The organism is Pseudomonas sp. NPDC089918 (genome assembly GCF_050280605.1).
Taxonomy (GTDB): Bacteria; Pseudomonadota; Gammaproteobacteria; order Pseudomonadales; family Pseudomonadaceae; genus Aquipseudomonas.
Genome location: NZ_JBNNVP010000010.1, coordinates 31,133 through 48,530 on the forward strand (window position 1 = coordinate 31,133; position 17,398 = coordinate 48,530).

General features: G+C 61.6%; 17 protein-coding genes. 13 read left to right on the forward strand and 4 right to left on the reverse strand.

Annotated elements, in window-relative coordinates; genetic code table 11:
* The first annotated feature begins 32 nt into the window (after nt 1-32).
* The 3 genes from fabF (at nt 33) to ACQKPC_RS09640 (ending at nt 2,899) form a co-directional block, all read left to right on the forward strand.
* Nucleotides 33-1,307 (forward strand): beta-ketoacyl-ACP synthase II, encoded by a 1,275-nt coding sequence (fabF, locus tag ACQKPC_RS09630; RefSeq protein WP_427624274.1) that lies wholly within the window; start codon nt 33-35, stop codon nt 1,305-1,307.
* 71 nt (nt 1,308-1,378) lie between these two features.
* Nucleotides 1,379-2,032 (forward strand): GntR family transcriptional regulator, encoded by a 654-nt coding sequence (locus tag ACQKPC_RS09635; protein WP_008071669.1) that lies wholly within the window; start codon nt 1,379-1,381, stop codon nt 2,030-2,032.
* A gap of 15 nt (nt 2,033-2,047) precedes the next feature.
* On the forward strand, nt 2,048-2,899 hold the full coding sequence (locus ACQKPC_RS09640; protein WP_401172976.1) for an urea carboxylase-associated family protein: 852 nt from the start codon (nt 2,048-2,050) through the stop codon (nt 2,897-2,899).
* A 98-nt stretch (nt 2,900-2,997) separates the two neighbouring features.
* Here ACQKPC_RS09640 and ACQKPC_RS09645 read toward each other — a convergent pair whose 3' ends face one another.
* Nucleotides 2,998-3,165: a DUF2897 family protein gene (locus ACQKPC_RS09645; RefSeq protein ID WP_008006000.1), complete on the reverse strand. Its 168-nt coding sequence runs from the start codon at nt 3,163-3,165 to the stop codon at nt 2,998-3,000.
* 173 nt (nt 3,166-3,338) lie between these two features.
* Nucleotides 3,339-4,703: an ethanolamine permease gene (gene eat, locus ACQKPC_RS09650; RefSeq protein WP_123494491.1), complete on the reverse strand. Its 1,365-nt coding sequence runs from the start codon at nt 4,701-4,703 to the stop codon at nt 3,339-3,341.
* Between the two features lie 405 nt (nt 4,704-5,108).
* On the opposite strand from eat, the gene kdpF reads away from it, so the two are divergent.
* The 6 genes from kdpF (at nt 5,109) to ACQKPC_RS09680 (ending at nt 13,326) form a co-directional block, all read left to right on the forward strand.
* Complete coding sequence (gene kdpF, locus ACQKPC_RS09655; protein ID WP_007899818.1) at nt 5,109-5,198, forward strand: K(+)-transporting ATPase subunit F; 90 nt, start codon at nt 5,109-5,111, stop codon at nt 5,196-5,198.
* 8 nt (nt 5,199-5,206) lie between these two features.
* On the forward strand, nt 5,207-6,901 hold the full coding sequence (gene kdpA / locus ACQKPC_RS09660) for a potassium-transporting ATPase subunit KdpA (protein WP_008071672.1): 1,695 nt from the start codon (nt 5,207-5,209) through the stop codon (nt 6,899-6,901).
* A gap of 10 nt (nt 6,902-6,911) precedes the next feature.
* Nucleotides 6,912-8,969, forward strand: a complete 2,058-nt coding sequence (gene kdpB, locus ACQKPC_RS09665) for a potassium-transporting ATPase subunit KdpB (protein ID WP_427624275.1) — start codon at nt 6,912-6,914, stop codon at nt 8,967-8,969.
* A gap of 263 nt (nt 8,970-9,232) precedes the next feature.
* Nucleotides 9,233-9,778, forward strand: a complete 546-nt coding sequence (gene kdpC, locus ACQKPC_RS09670; protein ID WP_427624276.1) for a potassium-transporting ATPase subunit KdpC — start codon at nt 9,233-9,235, stop codon at nt 9,776-9,778.
* 149 nt (nt 9,779-9,927) lie between these two features.
* Nucleotides 9,928-12,579 (forward strand): DUF4118 domain-containing protein, encoded by a 2,652-nt coding sequence (locus ACQKPC_RS09675; RefSeq protein ID WP_427624277.1) that lies wholly within the window; start codon nt 9,928-9,930, stop codon nt 12,577-12,579.
* A 48-nt stretch (nt 12,580-12,627) separates the two neighbouring features.
* Nucleotides 12,628-13,326 (forward strand): response regulator, encoded by a 699-nt coding sequence (locus tag ACQKPC_RS09680; protein ID WP_123357720.1) that lies wholly within the window; start codon nt 12,628-12,630, stop codon nt 13,324-13,326.
* A gap of 123 nt (nt 13,327-13,449) precedes the next feature.
* Here ACQKPC_RS09680 and ACQKPC_RS09685 read toward each other — a convergent pair whose 3' ends face one another.
* On the reverse strand, nt 13,450-14,490 hold the full coding sequence (locus ACQKPC_RS09685; protein WP_427624278.1) for a patatin-like phospholipase family protein: 1,041 nt from the start codon (nt 14,488-14,490) through the stop codon (nt 13,450-13,452).
* A gap of 232 nt (nt 14,491-14,722) precedes the next feature.
* Between ACQKPC_RS09685 and ACQKPC_RS09690 the strand changes: the two genes are divergently transcribed.
* The 3 genes from ACQKPC_RS09690 (at nt 14,723) to ACQKPC_RS09700 (ending at nt 16,841) form a co-directional block, all read left to right on the forward strand.
* Nucleotides 14,723-15,001, forward strand: coding sequence for a hypothetical protein (locus tag ACQKPC_RS09690; RefSeq protein WP_052964059.1), 279 nt, complete (start codon nt 14,723-14,725; stop codon nt 14,999-15,001).
* Nucleotides 15,002-15,045: 44 nt separating this feature from the next.
* Entirely contained in the window at nt 15,046-15,813 is a 768-nt protein-coding gene (locus ACQKPC_RS09695; protein ID WP_427624279.1) for a CHAD domain-containing protein, read from the forward strand.
* 230 nt (nt 15,814-16,043) lie between these two features.
* Nucleotides 16,044-16,841 (forward strand): acyl-CoA thioesterase, encoded by a 798-nt coding sequence (locus tag ACQKPC_RS09700; RefSeq protein ID WP_427624280.1) that lies wholly within the window; start codon nt 16,044-16,046, stop codon nt 16,839-16,841.
* On the opposite strand, the gene ACQKPC_RS09705 is transcribed toward ACQKPC_RS09700, so the two are convergent.
* Nucleotides 16,842-17,210, reverse strand: a complete 369-nt coding sequence (locus tag ACQKPC_RS09705) for an Mpo1-like protein (protein ID WP_008071687.1) — start codon at nt 17,208-17,210, stop codon at nt 16,842-16,844. It lies immediately after the preceding gene.
* Here ACQKPC_RS09705 and ACQKPC_RS09710 point away from each other — a divergent pair.
* The gene (locus ACQKPC_RS09710) at nt 17,196-17,387 is read left to right on the forward strand and encodes a hypothetical protein (protein ID WP_427624281.1); all 192 of its coding nucleotides are present in this window, start codon (nt 17,196-17,198) and stop codon (nt 17,385-17,387) included. The two genes, ACQKPC_RS09705 and ACQKPC_RS09710, sit on opposite strands and share 15 nt — an antisense overlap.
* Nucleotides 17,388-17,398 lie beyond the last annotated feature (11 nt).

Below are 17,398 nucleotides of genomic sequence, written 5' to 3' on the forward strand. Positions count from 1 at the left end.
GGCGCCATGAATCGGCTTGAGGTATTTGCGTTATGAGTAATCGTCGAGTGGTCGTCACGGGCATGGGCCTGGTGTCGCCGTTGGGTAGTGGCGTCGAAGCGGTTTGGGCGCGTTTGTTGGCCGGGCGTTCCGGGTTGCGGGCGTTGCCGGACGAGGTGGTTGCCGATCTGACCACCAAGGTCGGTGGCGCGGTGCAGACGCTGGCGGAAGATCCCGAGGCGGGTTTTGATCCGGACCGGGCGACGCAGCCCAAAGAGCAGAAGAAGATGGACCGCTTCATTATGTTTGCCATGGAGGCGGCGCGTCAGGCACTGGAGCAGGCCGGTTGGCATCCGCAGGACGTCAACGCCCAGGAACGCACTGCCACCATTATTGGCTCGGGCGTGGGTGGTTTCGGCGCGATTGCCGATGCGGTGCGCACCACCGACAACCGTGGCCCGCGACGTTTGTCGCCGTTCACCATTCCTTCGTTTCTGGTCAACCTTGCGGCAGGGCATGTGTCGATCCAGCATGGTTTCAAGGGGCCTTTGGGGGCTCCGGTAACAGCGTGCGCGGCCGGGGTTCAGGCGATTGGTGACGCTGCGCGGCTGATTCGCTGTGGCGAAGCGGATATTGCAGTGTGTGGCGGTGCGGAAGCGGCAATCGATCGTGTCAGCCTTGCCGGGTTCGCGGCGGCTCGGGCGTTGTCCAGCGGTTACAACGACACCCCGGAACGCGCCTCGCGGCCGTTCGACAGTGGGCGTGATGGCTTTGTGATGGGCGAGGGCTCGGGCCTTCTGGTGATCGAATCCCTGGAGCATGCCTTGGCGCGCGGCGCTCAGCCGCTGGCCGAGCTGGTCGGTTACGGCACCAGTGCCGATGCCTATCATCTGACCGCGGGGCCTGAAGATGGCAGCGGTGCGCGTCGGGCGATGTCGCTGGCGTTGGCCCAGGCGGGCATTTCGCCGGCGCAGGTGCAGCATCTCAACGCCCATGCAACCTCGACCCCGGTGGGGGATTTGGGGGAGTTGGCGGCCATCAAAGCGTTGTTCGGCTCGGACAACAAGATAGCGGTGACGTCGACCAAATCGGCCACCGGGCATTTGCTCGGCGCTGCTGGCGGGATCGAGGCGATCTTTACGCTGTTGGCGCTCCGAGATCAGGTGGTGCCGGCCACGCTCAACTTCGATAACCCGGATCCGGCAACGCAAGGGGTGGACATCGTTCACGGTCAGGCGCGGCCGATGACCATCGATTACGCGTTATCCAACGGCTTCGGATTTGGTGGCGTGAACGCCAGTGTGTTGTTCAAATACTGGGAGGAGTAGTTCAAGGTAGATGGCACGAATAGTGATTACTCATTCGCTGACGATTGTTGAACAATCACGAGGCATTGAGTATGAGCAGCGGACTGTCCCTGGCCGACCACATCACATTGGAGTTGCGCGCTGACATCATCGGCGGTCGTTTGCTGCCGGGCATGGCGCTGGTGGAAAACGATCTGGTGTCGGCTTACAACGCCTCGCGAAACACAATTCGCGAGGCGTTGCACCGTCTGGGTCAGGAAGGGCTGACCCGTTATGTCCGCAACAAAGGCGTGATGGTGCGCAGGTTGGGTGTCGAGGATGTGCGCGATCTGTTCAAGGTTCGTCGCACCCTGGAGCTGCAAGCCATCAGCGCCAGTCAGCCATTGCGTGAATATCAGTCCGACCGGATGCTCGAAGCCCTGGAGGCCACCGAGCTGGCCCGGGAGCGTGAGGACTGGCGCGCCGTCGGCACCCACAGCCTGGCGTTTCATCAACACATCGTCGGATTGCTGCGCAGTCCGTTGTTTGATGAGTTCTTCACTAACGTTGTCGCGCAACTGCGCCTGGTGTTTTGCACCGCTCCCGATGAATCACGTTTTCAGGCGCCTTGGCTGGCGCGTGACCGGCAGATACATGACTTGCTGGCCGACGGCGACAAACCCGCGGCCGGGGACGCGATGAGCCTTTATCTCGACGACTCCGAACACCTCCTGTTGCAGATGCTTGCCCCTTCTTCCCATCACTGATCGAGGATTTGTGCCATGTACAAAGACTATCCGGCGGCCTATCAAGTCAGCAAAGGCTCGGCCTTGCAGGTGGACACGGCTTTCTACGAGAGAGTCCGGGACAAGAAAGAGGGGCGCACGCTGATCGAACAGTTCGAAGTGCCGATCCGCACTGGCCGCGCCTGGAATGTGCCGGCGGGGCACGTGTTCAGGGTCACGACCCCGGTTGGCCCGCAAGTCGGGGATTTCAATGTCTGGAATGCCCATGACCCGCGCGAACGCTTGTGGGCGGCGCGGACCCGGCAGTTGCAGGGTGCTCATGTCAGCATTCATGACCGGCTCTGGTCGAACCTGCCATTTTTGCGGCCGCTGGTGACCATCACCGACGATAGCCTGGCCGGGTACGGCATCGACGAACATGGCGGGCGTTTGCACGACTTGCTGGGGACGCGGTGCGATCCGTATGTGAACAAAATGCTCACCGGCGAGGACTTCCATCATCACTGCCACTCGAATTTGACCCGCGCCGTGTTACCCCATGGCCTGACCGAGTTTGACGTGCATGATGTGCTGAACATTTTCCAGTGCACTGGTCTGAACCACGACGACATGTACTTCATGAAAGCCTGCCCGGCACAGAAGGGTGATTATCTGGAGTTCTTTGCCGAGATTGATTTGCTGTGCGCGCTGTCGACTTGTCCGGGTGGGGATTTGTCACTGGCCATGTGGGGGCCGGATGCGCAGGATCCATTGAGTGTGTGTCGCCCATTAGGCGTTGAGATTTATCGGTTGGAGGAGTCGTTACTTGAAGGCTGGAGCCAGCCGGAACGTGCGGCTTACAAGGGGCTGCATGGCTTGCACATCGCCAAGGCCGATTGGGAAAAGTAAGCGCTAAAAGCAAGAGCAAAAAGATCGCAGCCTTCGGCAGCTCCTACAGGGAAACGCATATTCCATGTAGGAGCTGCCGAAGGCTGCGATCTTTTGATCTAGCGGTCCTGCGCATCCTTGGCATCCGCTTCCGCATTGCGTTCGGCGACGCGCTTGCGTTGCTCTTCGGTCAATTCGACCTTGTTGGCGGTGTCGCGCAGCATCATCAAACCGCCAACGATCGAGCCGATGGCAACGATCAGAATCAACCAGGCATACCAAGGCATAACGGCTCTCCTTAAGGGCAGGCCGGTGGGCGAGGGTTCGCCGATCGATCCTGCATACCACTTTTGAGCGATGGAATTTCGCAGTGGTTCCATTCTAGGCCTGTTATGTCCCGTTCATCTGCGTCACATCTTCGAAACTTGCACATTCCCCCGTAGGGGCGCGGTGTGTGAGGTTATAGCCCGGTCAACATCGCATCCGCCGGCGCATCGGCACGCAGTTGCGCGGTAAGCATGAAGTACACGAAACCCACTGCCATGAAGCCGAGGAAGATCAACCCGATCAAGGTGTTGAACCAGGCCATCGCCACCAGGCAAACCACCGCGAGCATCAACGCAATGAACGGCACCAATGGGTAGCAGGGCGCGCGGAAGGTGCGTTCCAGGTTCGGTTCGGTTTTGCGCAGTTTGAACAGGCTGAGCATGCTCATGATGTACATCACGATCGCACCGAATACCGCCATGGTGATCATCGCCGCCGTCAGCGTCATGCCGCCGAGGTTGATCAAGCCATCGCTGTAGATCGCCGCAATGCCAATCACGCCACCGGCGATGATCGCCCGGTGCGGGGTCTGGAAGCGCGACAGTTTGGCCAGGGATGCTGGCAGGTAACCGGCCCGGGCCAGCGCAAAGAACTGCCGCGAGTAGCCGAGAATAATCCCGTGGAAACTCGCCACCAGGCCGAACAGGCCGATCCACACCAGCATGTGCAACCAGCCGGAGCTTTCGCCGACCACGGCTTTCATGGCTTGCGGCAGCGGATCGTTGATGTTCGACAGGGTGCGCCAGTCACCGACGCCGCCGGCGAAGAACATTACGCCCATGGCCAGCAGCACCAGGGTCAGGATGCCGCTGATATAGGCCTTGGGAATCGTGCGTTTCGGGTCCTTGGCTTCTTCGGCGGCCATGGCTGCACCTTCGATGGCCAGGAAGAACCAGATGGCAAACGGAATGGCCGCGAACATCCCGGCAATCGCTGGCGCACCGAACACATCAGCACCAGCCCAGCCATTGAGGGCGAAGTTGCTGAAGCTGAACGCCGGGGCGACCACGCCCATGAACACCAGCAATTCGGCGACCGCCAATACGCAGACCACCAGTTCGAAGGTCGCGGCCAGTTTCACGCCGAGAATGTTCAAGCCCATGAACACAATGTAGGCACCGACCGCCGCGTGTTTCGGGTCGAGGGCGGGAAACTGCACATTCAGGTAGGCGCCGATCGCCAGGGCAATCGCCGGAGGGGCGAAGACGAACTCGATCAGGGTCGCCAACCCGGCAATCAAACCGCCTTTCTCGCCAAAGGCGCGGCGGCTGTAGGCAAAGGGACCGCCGGCATGGGGAATGGCGGTGGTCAGTTCGGTGAAACTGAAGATGAAGCAGGTGTACATCGTGGCGACCATGAATGAGGTCACGAGAAAGCCCAGTGTCCCGGCCACGCCCCAGCCGTAACTCCAGCCGAAGTACTCACCGGAAATCACCAGCCCGACCGCGATACCCCACAGGTGCAGCGTACCCAGCGTGGGTTTGAGTTGTGTGTTCATGCCTTGCTCCCTGAACGGTTTGGAAAAGCTCGGGGGAGGGCGTGTGCAGTGGGCGTGCCATTTTTCAGGAGGGCGTCGTAAAGCGCGGAAAGCTGTCGTATCGGGGATGTTCGCGGCTGGATGAGTGCTTTTTGTGCTCCAGTTAGGGGCGTCGACACCTGTTCTGGCGCTATCGCGAGCAGGCTCGCTCCCACATTGGAATGCTGCCGTCCATACAACGCCGAACTCCTGTGGGAGCGAGCCTGCTCGCGATGAGGCCCGCCGGAACACCGCTGTAACAAAGCCTTAACCCCACTCTTTACGCTTTATTTATGCCCCGCCACCCCCCTCGATCTCGCGCCTTTACAGCCTCCCTCCCGACAATCACTCCACACGCGGCAATACGCCGTAACACGGAGAATTTCCATGAGCGTTCTGGACGGGGTGTCACTGCTATTGGCAGTGGGGCTGTTCATTTATCTGTTGGTTGCGCTGTTGCGCGCGGACCGGAACTAGGAGCGGCTATGCACAGTTATGACTATTGGCTGATCCTCGCCTTCTTTGCCGTGGTGCTGATCCCGGCACCGTTTCTGGGGCGCTTCTACTACAAGGTGATGGAAGGGCAGCGCACCTGGCTGTCGCCGATCCTCGGGCCGGTGGAGCGGGGTTGCTATCGGGTGGCCGGTGTCGATCCACAGGCTGAGCAGAGCTGGCAGAAATACACCCTGGCCTTGCTCGCCTTCAACCTCGCGGGTTTTTTGCTGTTGTTCGCGATCCTGCTGTTTCAGGATTATTTGCCGCTCAATCCGCAAAATTTGCCGGGTCAGGAATGGACGCAAGCGTTCAACACCGCCGTCAGCTTCATGACCAATACCAACTGGCAGTCCTACAGCGGCGAAGCGACTCTCAGCTACCTGAGTCAGATGGTCGGCCTCACCGTGCAGAACTTCGTCAGCGCTGCCACCGGCCTGGCGGTTCTGGTTGCGTTATGTCGCGGCATCGGTCGCAAGTCGACCAAGACCCTGGGCAACTTCTGGGTCGACATGACCCGCGCCACCCTCTACGGCCTGCTGCCGCTGTGCCTGCTGCTGGCGCTGTATCTGGTCTGGCAGGGCGTGCCACAAACGTTCGCCCAGTACGTGAACGCCGTGACAATGCAGGGCGTCGATCAGGTGATCCCGCTCGGCCCGGCCGCCAGCCAGATTGCGATCAAGCAACTGGGCACCAACGGTGGTGGCTTCTTCGGCGTCAACTCGGCGCACCCGTTCGAGAACCCGACGGCGTGGAGCAACCTGTTCGAAGTCGCTTCGATCATTCTGATCCCGGTGGCGCTGGTGTTCACCTTTGGCCATTACGTGAAAGACCTGCGTCAGAGCCGCGCGATCATCGCCTGCATGCTGGCGCTGTTTTTGATCGGCGGCGCCACTTCACTGTGGGCTGAGTACCAGCCTAACCCGACCCTGAACAACGTCGCCGTCGAACAGACCGCGCCGCTGGAAGGCAAGGAAGCGCGCTTCGGTACCACCGCCACCGTGCTGTGGTCGGTGACCACCACTGCGGCGTCGAACGGTTCGGTCAATGGCATGCACGACAGCCTCAACCCGCTGAGCGGCATGGTGGCGATGATCAACATGATGGTCGGCGAAGTGATCTTCGGCGGCGTCGGGGCCGGGCTCTACGGCATGTTGCTCAACGTGCTGATCGCGGTATTCCTCGCCGGGCTGATGATCGGCCGCACGCCGGAATACCTCGGCAAGAAACTGCAAGCCAAAGAAGTCCAGTTACTGGTGGTGACCTTACTGGTGATGCCAGTCGGCGTGCTGGTGCTCGGCGCGATTGCTGCCAGCCTGCCTGGCCCGGTCGCGGCGGTGAGTAACCCCGGTGCTCACGGTTTCAGCCAGTTGCTTTATGCCTACACCTCGGCCAGTGCCAACAACGGCTCGGCGTTCGGCGGCTTCGGTGCCAACACCGCGTTCCACAACCTGATGCTGGGGCTGGGCATGTTGATCGGTCGCTTCGGTTACATCCTCCCGGTACTGGCCCTGGCCGGCAGCCTGGCGATGAAGAAAACCGCGCCGATCGGCCAGAACAGCTTCCCGACTCACGGCCCGCTGTTCGTGGTGCTGTTGACCGTGACCATTTTGCTGGTGGGTGGTTTGACCTTCCTGCCGACCCTGGCGCTGGGCCCGATTGCCGAACATCTGAGCTTGGGCTTCTAAGGAGTCAATGATGAATATGCCCGCAACTAAAGCCGCCGTCGTCAAGGCGCCGGAACAACCGAAAACCGCGATCGCCGCGCTCTGGCGCCCGGCGCTGGTGCAAGCGTTCGTAAAGCTCGACCCACGGCAATTGCAACGTGCGCCGGTGATGCTGGTGGTGGAACTGACTGCGATTCTGACCACTGTGCTGTGCTTCATTCCCGACAGCGCCGTGCCGACTTTCGTCGCCGCGCAAATCGCCTTGTGGCTGTGGTTCACCGTGTTGTTCGCCAACTTCGCCGAAGCTCTGGCCGAAGGTCGCGGCAAGGCCCGTGCCGACAGCCTCAAGGCCGGCAGTGAAGGCTTGAGTGCCCGGCGCAAAAACGCCAATGGCAGCTTTCAGGTGGTGCCCGCCACCAGCCTGCGCAAGGGTGATGTGGTGCGCGTCGAAGCGGGGGAGATGATCCCCGGTGACGGCGAGGTGATCGAAGGCATCGCGGCGGTCAACGAAGCGGCGATTACCGGTGAATCGGCACCGGTGATTCGTGAGTCCGGTGGCGACCGTTCGGCCGTCACCGGCAACACCCGACTGGTGTCCGACTGGCTGTTGGTGCGTATCACTGCCAACCCCGGCGAGTCGACCCTCGACCGCATGATCGCGCTGGTCGAAGGCGCCAAACGCCAGAAAACCCCGAACGAAGTGGCGCTGGATATCCTGCTGATCGGCCTGACCCTGATCTTTCTGCTGGTGGTGGTGACCCTGCAACCGTTCGCCCACTTCGCCAATGGCAGCCTGCCGCTGGTGTTTCTGGTGGCGTTATTGGTCACGCTGATTCCGACCACCATTGGCGGTTTGTTGTCGGCCATCGGTATCGCCGGGATGGACCGTCTGGTGCGCCTGAACGTGATCGCCAAATCCGGTCGCGCCGTGGAAGCGGCGGGGGACGTTCACGTCCTGCTGCTGGACAAGACCGGCACCATCACCTTCGGCAACCGGCGCTGCTCAGCGGTCTATGCCGCGCCTGGTGTCACTGCCAAGGAACTGGCCGAAGGCGCGTTGTTTGCCTCCTTGGCCGATGACACGGCTGAAGGCAAATCCATCGTCGAGTACCTGCGCGGTCTTCATCCGCAACCCGAGCCGTCCGCCGAGGTGCTGACCGCGGTGCCGTTCAGTGCTGAAACCCGCTTGTCTGGCGTTGACTATCAGGGCCGGGTCTATCGCAAAGGCGCGGTGGATTCGCTGCTGGCTTTCGTCGGCCTGAAACGCGCCGATCTGGCCGCGCCTCTGTCCCGGGAAATCGACAAGATCGCCCAGAGTGGCGGCACGCCTCTGCTGGTCTGCGCCGACGGCAAATTGCTCGGTGTCATTCACCTCAAGGACGTGGTCAAGCCCGGCATCCGCGAGCGTTTCGCCGAGTTGCGCAAGCTGGGGATTCGCACGGTCATGGTCACCGGAGACAACCCGCTGACCGCCGCTGCGATTGCCGCCGAAGCGGGCGTGGATGACGTGCTGGCCGAAGCCACACCGGAGAAAAAACTGGCGCGCATTCGTCACGAGCAGAACGACGGTCGCTTGGTCGCCATGTGCGGCGACGGTGCCAATGATGCCCCGGCCCTGGCCCAGGCGGACGTCGGCATGGCGATGAACGACGGTACGCAAGCGGCGCGGGAGGCGGCGAACATGGTCGACCTCGACAGCGATCCGACCAAGCTGCTGGACGTGGTGCAAATCGGCAAGGAATTACTGGTGACCCGTGGTGCGCTGACCACCTTTTCCATCGCCAACGACGTGGCCAAGTACTTCGCGATCCTGCCGGCGCTGTTCGCCTCGATCTACCCGCAACTGGGTGTGCTCAACGTCATGCACCTGAGCAGTCCGCAGAGCGCGATTCTGTCGGCGATTGTGTTCAACGCCTTGATCATTGTGGTGCTGATTCCTTTGGCATTGCGTGGTGTGAGGGTGCAAGCGGTGAGTGCGGCGGCGTTGCTGCGGCGCAATCTGCTGATTTATGGGCTGGGCGGGATTCTGGTGCCGTTCGTGGGCATCAAGGCGATCGACATGTTGTTGACGGCGTTGCATTTGGTTTGAGGTTGATCTGAGTGTGCGGTTTTTTTGTGCTGAGGCGCTTGCCAGTGGTGAGGGGTTTTTGTGGCGAGGGGGCTTGCCCCCGTTGGGTTGCGCAGCAGCCCCAAAACCTAAAACCTCATTTCTTCAGACATACCGCATGCATCGCTCTGGCGACTGCTTCGCAGCCGAACGGGGGCAAGCCCCCTCGCCACAAAAGCTCCTTTGCCACCGGGTTGAGCAGTAGCTTCCAGACCTGAGTTTTTTATCGAATCGAGGATTTTGAAATGTCCACACTGATACGTCCGGCCCTGAGCCTGCTGTTGCTGATGACCCTGATCACCGGCGTCGCCTATCCCTTGGTGGTCACCGGTGTCGCCCAGGTCGCCTTCCCGGACCAGGCCAACGGCAGCCTGGTGCGCGACGCCGACGGCAAGGTTCGGGGTTCGTCGCTGATCGCCCAGGATTTCGTTGGTGATGGCTGGTTCCACCCACGGCCATCGGCCGGTGCCTTTGCCACCGTGTCGAGCAGCGCCAGCAACCTCTCGCCCAGCAATCCGGCGCTCGCCACTCGGGTTATCGACGAGGCCAGTAAATTGCAGGTAGCTGGCCAGGGGCCGGTGCCGTTGGCGATGCTGACCACCTCCGGCAGCGGCCTCGATCCGCACTTGCCACCGGACGCGATTGCCTATCAACTGGCGCGTGTCGCGGCGGCGCGCAATCTGCCAGTGTCTACGCTTGAGCAACTGCTGGATGCGCACATTGAACAGCCCTTGGTGGGGCCGCCGGTGGTGAATGTGTTGGCGCTGAATATGGCGCTGGAAAAACTGTAAAGGTCAAAAGTTTGGAAAGGATCGTTCCCACGCTCTGCGTGGGAATGCATCTATGGACGCTCTGCGTCCGCTTCGGCTGGGACGCGGAGCGTCCCGGGCTGCATTCCCACGCAGAGCGTGGGAACGATCAATTAGAGAGAACTTCAAGCATGAGTGACTCCGGCCGCGCCGACGCGCTGTTAGCAGACCTGCCCCGCGATGGCCGTGGCCGGCTCAAAGTGTTCCTCGGCGCCGCTCCGGGAGTCGGCAAGACCTACGCCATGCTGCAAGCCGCCCACACTCAATTGCGCCAGGGCGTGAAAGTCATGGCCGGGGTGGTCGAAACCCACGGTCGCGCCGAAACCGAAGCGCTACTGGCTGGCTTGCCGCAGCAACCGTTGGTGCGCTCGGAATACCGCGGCGTGATGCTCGAAGAAATGGACCTCGACGGTCTGCTTGCCGCCAAACCGAAACTGGTGCTGGTGGACGAACTGGCCCACAGCAACGCCCCCGGCAGTCGACACGCCAAGCGCTGGCAAGACATCCAGGAATTGCTGGCTGCCGGCATCGACGTGTTCACCACGGTCAACGTCCAGCATCTGGAAAGTCTCAACGATCAAGTGCGCGGCATCACCGGCGTTCAGGTGCGCGAAACCCTGCCGGACTGGGTGCTGCAAGAAGCCTACGAACTGCTGCTGATCGACCTGCCGCCGCGCGAGTTGCTGGAGCGTCTGCGCGACGGCAAGGTCTACGTGCCGGAGCAGGCGCGGGCGGCCATCGATGCGTTCTTCACCCAGACCAACCTCACCGCCCTGCGCGAACTGGCGATGCAAACCGCCGCCGCTCAGGTGGATAACGATCTGGCCCAGGGTTATCGCCAGTTGGGGCAGGCCGCGCCGGCTGTGCGCGGTCGCTTGCTGGTGGGCGTCGATGGCGATGCTCAGGCCGAGCGCCTGGTGCGTCACGCCAGTCGTGTGGCCCAGCGTCGGCATCTGCCGTGGAGCCTGGTGCATGTGGACAACGGCCGTGTGCGCGACGAGCAATCGCGGCTGCGCCTGCAAAGCGCTCAACAACTGGCCGAACGCCTCGGTGGCGAAGTGGTGTTGCTGCGTGCCGGTGAGGTGGCGAAAACGCTGATCCAGCATGCCGCTGAACGCCGCGCCAGCCTGGTACTGGTGGGCCAGTCGCGCCAGCGTTTGCGTCGACGGTTGTTCGGTGGCGGTCTGGCGTCTCGTTTACTGCGTGATGCTCGCGGGCTGGAAATCAACGTGCTCGACAGAGACCACGAACAGCATCAACCGCGCCAACGCTCGGCGCAGTCGCTGGTCTGGTTCGACTACGCGTTAGCACTGGTGGCGACGGTGCTCGCCAGTGCCCTGGCCTGGGCGGTGTCGAGCGTCTTGCCGCTGCCCAACATTTCGCTGGTGTTCCTCGCCGCGGTGTTGCTGGTGGCGGTGCGCAGCAGCCTCGGCCCGGCATTGGCCTGCGCGGCGCTGTCGTTTCTGACCTATGATTTTTTGTTCATTCCACCGAATTTCTCCTTCAGAATCCAGCGCGAAGAAGACGTGCTGACCTTGTTGTTCTTCCTGTTGATGGCAGCCTTGACCGGTAACCTTGCGGCGCGGCAACGGCGGCAATTGCAGGCCTTGCGCGACACCCAGGAAGAAACCAGCGAACTGCTCGACCTGTCGCGCAAACTCACCGCCGCCACCGACCGTCAGGCCGTGGTCAGCGCTGCGGCGCAGCACCTCAATGGCTGGACCGACCTGAAACTGTGCCTGCTCAATCGCGATGGCCAGAGCGGCTGGAAAGTCGAAACCGGCGGGCCGCTGGAGTTCTCCGAAGCCGAGCGCGCCGCCGCCGATTGGGCCTGGCAACACGACCAACCGGCCGGCGCAGGCACCGGCACCTTGCCGTTCGGGCGCTGGTGGTGGTGGCCACTGTCGGTGGATGATGGGCCGCTGGCGCTGCTCGGCGTGTGTGCCAAAGAAGGTCAGACCCTGAGCGGCCAGCGGCGGCGCTTGTTGACCGCATTGAGCCAACCGCTGGCCCAGGCATTGGCCCGCGCGCAACTGGCCGATGACCTTGAGGCGGCGCGCTTGCATGGCGAAACCGAGCAACTGCGCAGCGCGCTGCTGGCCTCGGTGTCCCACGATTTACGCACGCCGTTGACCTCCATGCGCGGCAGCATCGACAGCCTGCTGGCGCTTGGCGAGGCGATTCCCTTGGAGGACCGCCGCGAACTGCTCGAAGGCACCCGCGATGAAGCCGAACGGCTGGATCGCTATATTCAAAACCTGCTAGACATGACGCGCCTCGGTCACGGCGCCCTGAAACTGGCGCGAGACTGGGTGTCGCCAGCAGACATCGTCGGCAGTTCGCTCAATCGTCTGCGCGCGGTGCTGGCATCGTTGCAGGTCATTACCGAAGTGCCGGCCGAATTGCCGCTGCTCTATGTGCATGCCGCGCTGATCGAACAAGCACTGGTCAACGTGCTGGAAAACGCCGCGCGTTTCTCGCCCCCCCGCGGGCGTCTTGAATTGCGTGCCGGGGCCACTGACAGCGAGCTGTTTTTTTCGGTGAGCGATGAGGGGCCGGGGATTCCCGAGGAGGACCGGGCGAAGATTTTCGACATGTTTTACACCGCCGCTCGCGGTGATCGCGGCGGGCAGGGCACCGGGTTGGGGCTGGCGATCTGTCAGGGCATGGTCGGTGCCCATGGCGGGCGGATCAGCGTCGCCGACGGTATCGAAGGGCGCGGTACCTGCATCACGCTGCACCTGCCGTTGCAGACTCAACCGGGATTGGACAGTGAAGCCTGATCTCGCCTGCGCTACTCTCTTGCCACTTCTTTGTGTTGATATGAATTCATGAGCCAGACTGCGACCATTTTGGTCATCGACGACGAACCGCAGATCCGCAAATTCCTGCGCATCAGCCTCGCCTCCCAAGGCTACAAAGTGCTGGAGGCCGGCACCGGCACGGAAGGCCTGGCCCAGGCCGCATTGAACAAACCCGACCTGCTGGTGCTCGACCTCGGCCTGCCGGACATGGACGGCCAGCAGGTGCTGCGCGAGTTTCGCGAGTGGTCGACGGTGCCGGTACTGGTACTCTCGGTGCGCGCCAGCGAAGGGCAGAAAGTACAAGCCCTGGATGGCGGCGCCAACGACTACGTGACCAAGCCGTTCGGCATCCAGGAGTTTTTGGCCCGGGTGCGCGCCTTGCTGCGTCAGGCGCCGACGGGTGAGGCTCAGGAAGCGGCGCTCAGTTTCGGCCCGCTCACCGTGGACCTGGCTTATCGCCGGGTGCTATTGGACGGCACCGAAGTGGCGCTGACGCGCAAGGAATACGCGGTACTGGCGCAACTGGCGCGGCATCCGGGGCGGGTCATCACCCAGCAGCAATTGCTCAAGGACATCTGGGGCCCGACACACACCGAAGACAGCCACTATCTGCGGATCGTCGTCGGGCACCTGCGGCAGAAACTGGCGGATGATCCGACTCAGCCACGGTTTATCGTTACCGAAGCCGGGGTAGGGTATCGGTTGTTGAGTGAGGGTAGCCTTTAGTTGATCGTTCCCACGCTCTGCGTGGGAATGCCGCCATGGACGCTCTGCGTCCGCTTTTGAAGTCGTGACGCGGAGCGTCACAGGATGCATTCCCACGCAGAGCGTGGGAACGATCGTCAGGCCTCAAGATTCCCGCTCATTCTCATACCGATCCAGCGTATCGCGCGCAATCTCGCGCCCCAGCGCGATCAATTCCGGCGCCTTGTAGAACTCGAAAAACCGGCACACCCGCTTGGGCACGTTGATCAGGATATCCGGCGGATACCCGGCAATCTTGTACTGCGCCAATGAGGTCTGCATCACCTCGAAACTCTGGTTGATCAGATCCAGCAAGGACGCCGGCCCGACGTTGTCGATGATGAACGACCCGGTGGCGGATTTCGGTGCGCCGTTGCTTTCCGGGGCCGCCGCCGGTTGCTGGCCTTCGGGTGCGGCGGATTCGATCCACGGATTGATATCGGCCGCTTCTGCCATCAACGCTTCCTTTTCCAGCAGCAGCAATTGTTCCGCCTGTTTGCGGCGGAAGGGCATTTTCGAACCCAACGAGTTGATCAGGCTGTCAAAACGGGTCTTGAACGCGGCCGGGCGCTGGATCACTGGCAGTTGATAATGACGCTGGTTGGTGGAGTTGAGGTTGACCGCGATGATGAGGTCGCAATGGCTCGACACCACCGGCACGATCGGCAATGGGTTGAGAATGCCGCCGTCCACCAGCATTCGATTGCCCTGCATCACCGGCGTGAACAGGCTGGGGATCGCCGCCGAGGCGCGCATGGCTTGGTGCAGGCAGCCTTCCTGGAACCAGATTTCCTGCTGGTTGGTCAGGTCCGTGGCCACCGCCGTGTAGGGAATGCGCAGGTCTTCAATATTGATCTCGCCGACGATCTTGCGGATCTGCCCGAAGACCTTTTCCCCGCGAATTGCGCCCAGGCGAAAGCTGACGTCCACCAGACGCAACACGTCGAGGTAATCCAGGCTCTCGATCCAGTCGCGATAATCGTTGAGTTTACCGGCGGCATAGATCCCGCCGACCACTGCGCCCATGGAGCAACCGGCGATGCAGGCGATGTCGTAGCCGCGCCGTTCGATCTCTTCAATGACGCCGATATGGGCGTAGCCCCGGGCGCCACCCGAGCCCAACACCAGTGCGACACGCTTTTTCATGAATCGACCTCTCTGACAAGGTTCAACAATGCACCTATCGAGGGGCACGCTTCAATCGCTATGGTCGTTCGACGGGGCCAGTGCGTCGTTTTTTGACACTCTGGGAGGGCGAATAGGTATTCTCGCGGGCGCTGTAATTTTCACGGCGGGTTTCCACTGCGGCCCAAGGCACTTTTCACGTGCCAGACCGTCTTACGTGCATGCATGTTTACCTATCTTCGAGGTGTGAGTGATGAAAGTCTGGATCTGTGTGCCGTTGATTGCCCTGGCACTCGCCGGTTGTGCCGGTAAAACCGCTTACCGTGACAGCTGCGGAAGCCAGCTCGACGCCGCCTGGCATGAACTGGACCTGGCCAAGGTCGAGGGCTTTGCTGGGACCGTCAGCTACTCCAAGGCGCTGTCGTTGCTGACCGGTGCCAAGACCCAGCAGCAATTCGAAGCCTATGAGGGTTGCACCAAGAAAGCCGAGAAGGCGCGCTTCTACATTCGCGAGTCTCGCGCCGGCCGCTGAAGCATGCTATAGCCAATGGGGGAACTCGATTCACGGAGCAAGCGATGTCTGCCTTGGTTGATCGGTTGGTGGCTCACGTTCTGAGCCTGGACATTCGCCTGCTCGCCTGTCAGGCACGCTTGAGTACCCGAACCGACTCTGAAGCGCTGCACGACCTACGCACCACCGTGCGGCGTTTGCGCAGCTTGCTGCGGCCTTTGCGCGGTTTGCCCGGGGTCGAGCAACTGGAAGCGGCGGCATCCCGGGTTGGTGACCTGACCACGCCGTTGCGCGATCGCGAAGTGCTGGCGGCGTACCTGCTCCGGCACGATCAACCCGAGGCCGCGCACCGGCGCATGGCGCGGATGGACGAGGCTTATCCCGTCGTCGCGGCGAGCCCGGAAGTGGCGCAGATGCTGATGATCCTCGATGCCTTTCCGCGTTTCCTGCGGGCTTCTCAGCGTCAGGGTTTGCTCAAGGGCTTGCGCAAGCGCATTGAAAAACGCCTGGGCAAACAGTGGAAGAAACTCGACCAGGCTTTGCATGATCCCGCCCATGACCGCCATCGCCTGCGCCTGCTGATCAAGCGCGTGCGCTATGGCATCGAAGCCTACCCCGAACTGGATCGCTTACCGGAAGCGGCCCTGCCCAGACTGAAATCGGCGCAGGCTGCCTTGGGCGATTGGCACGACAGCTGGCAGTGGCTGGACCGCGCCAAAGAAGAGCCCGATCTGCAGCCTTGTGTCGCGGTCTGGAAAACCACCTTGGCCGAGGCCGAAGCACGCGCCGACCACGTCCTCGACAAATTCAGCGCCGCCTGCTTCAAATCCTGAAAACCCTAAAGATCAAATGTGGGAGCGGGCTTGCTCGCGAAGAGTGCATAACATTCAACGTAAATGTTGAATGTCAGAGCGCTTTCGCGAGCAAGCCCGCTCCCACATCAGTTTGTGTGTTCAATGTTGGCACGGCTCATCTGTCAGTGATTTTGGCCGGAATAAGCGCTGTGTCAGCTTTGCGCGCTGGTTAAGATCGTTCCATCCATTTTCCTGTCTCTGAGGTTCCCATGCACTTTTCCGATCTGCTCGACGCTGTGCGCAGTCAGCCGCAGGAGCTGTCTATTCCGGCGGAATGGGGCCAGGGCCGGGCGAGTTTTGGTGGGCTGATAGCCGCCTTGCAATACGAAGCCATGCGCGCAAAAGTCCGGGCGGATCGTCCGGTGCGTTCGCTGGCAATCACCTTTGTCGGCCCGGTCGAACCCGATGTGCCAGTCAGTTTTGAAGTCGATGTGTTGCGCGAAGGCAAAGCCGTCAGCCAGGTGCTGGGCCGGGCGATACAGAAGGGGCAAGTGGTGACGTTGGTCCAGGGCAGCTTCGGCGCCTCGCGACCTTCCGAAGTGGCGGTCACGGCTAACGCTGCGCCCGAGATGAAGCACTGGGACGACTGCCAGGAAATGCCCTATATCAAAGGGGTGACCCCGGAATTCATGCGTCATTTGGCAATGCGCTGGAGTGTCGGTGGCCTGCCGTTCACCGGCAACACCTCCCGCGACATGGGAGGTTGGGTGCGCTTGCGTGGAGAAGGGAAGGACGAGGTGGTCAGCGAGGCGCATATTCTGGCGCTGGTCGATGCCTGGCCGCCGTCCTTGTTGTCGTATCTGAAGAAGCCTGCGGCAGGCAGCACGCTGACCTGGACCATCGAATTCGTCCAGCCGTTACTTGCGTTGAGCACGCTGGACTGGTGCAAGTACCTGGTGGAAATCGAGTATGCCGCTGACGGCTACGGGCACGCCGCCGCAAAACTGTGGAGCGAAGACGGTCAGTTGATCGCCATGAGCCGGCAGACAGTCACGATTTTCGCCTGATCAGTGACGACGGCGGTGGCGTTCACGCCAGGCGCGCCACCAGCCGCCACTGAAGAAAAACCGTGGGAAGGTCAGGAACTGCTCGACCAACAAGCGTGATACGGCGTCTTTGCGATCACTGAAGGGCTCGGAGGCTTGCGCCTCCAGGCGATGACCTTGGCGCTGCAGACCCAGGGCGGCGATCAGGCCGATAACGCCGATCGCGATACTCGCCAGATCCAGGCTGAACACCCCCGAGACCATCAGCAAAAACGCCACAATGAACAGCGGCACGGCAATCAGGTGCAACACCAGATTGGTCGGGTGCTGGTGATTATGCGGGTACGCTCGCCATTGCCAGGCGGGAAGGTTGGGATGACGTTTGCCCATGATGCTTATCCTTGGTTCGATGAGGCTCTTGAACAAAGAATAGGCCGGGCGAAAGCCGTCGGCGAATCGAGGCTGGCTATCGAAGTGATAGGGGTCATGGTCAATATTGATGTTGACCGGTCTGACGCCTTCGCGAGCAAGCCCGCTCCCACAGGTCATGCGCAAATTTTAAAATAGCGCAAATCCTG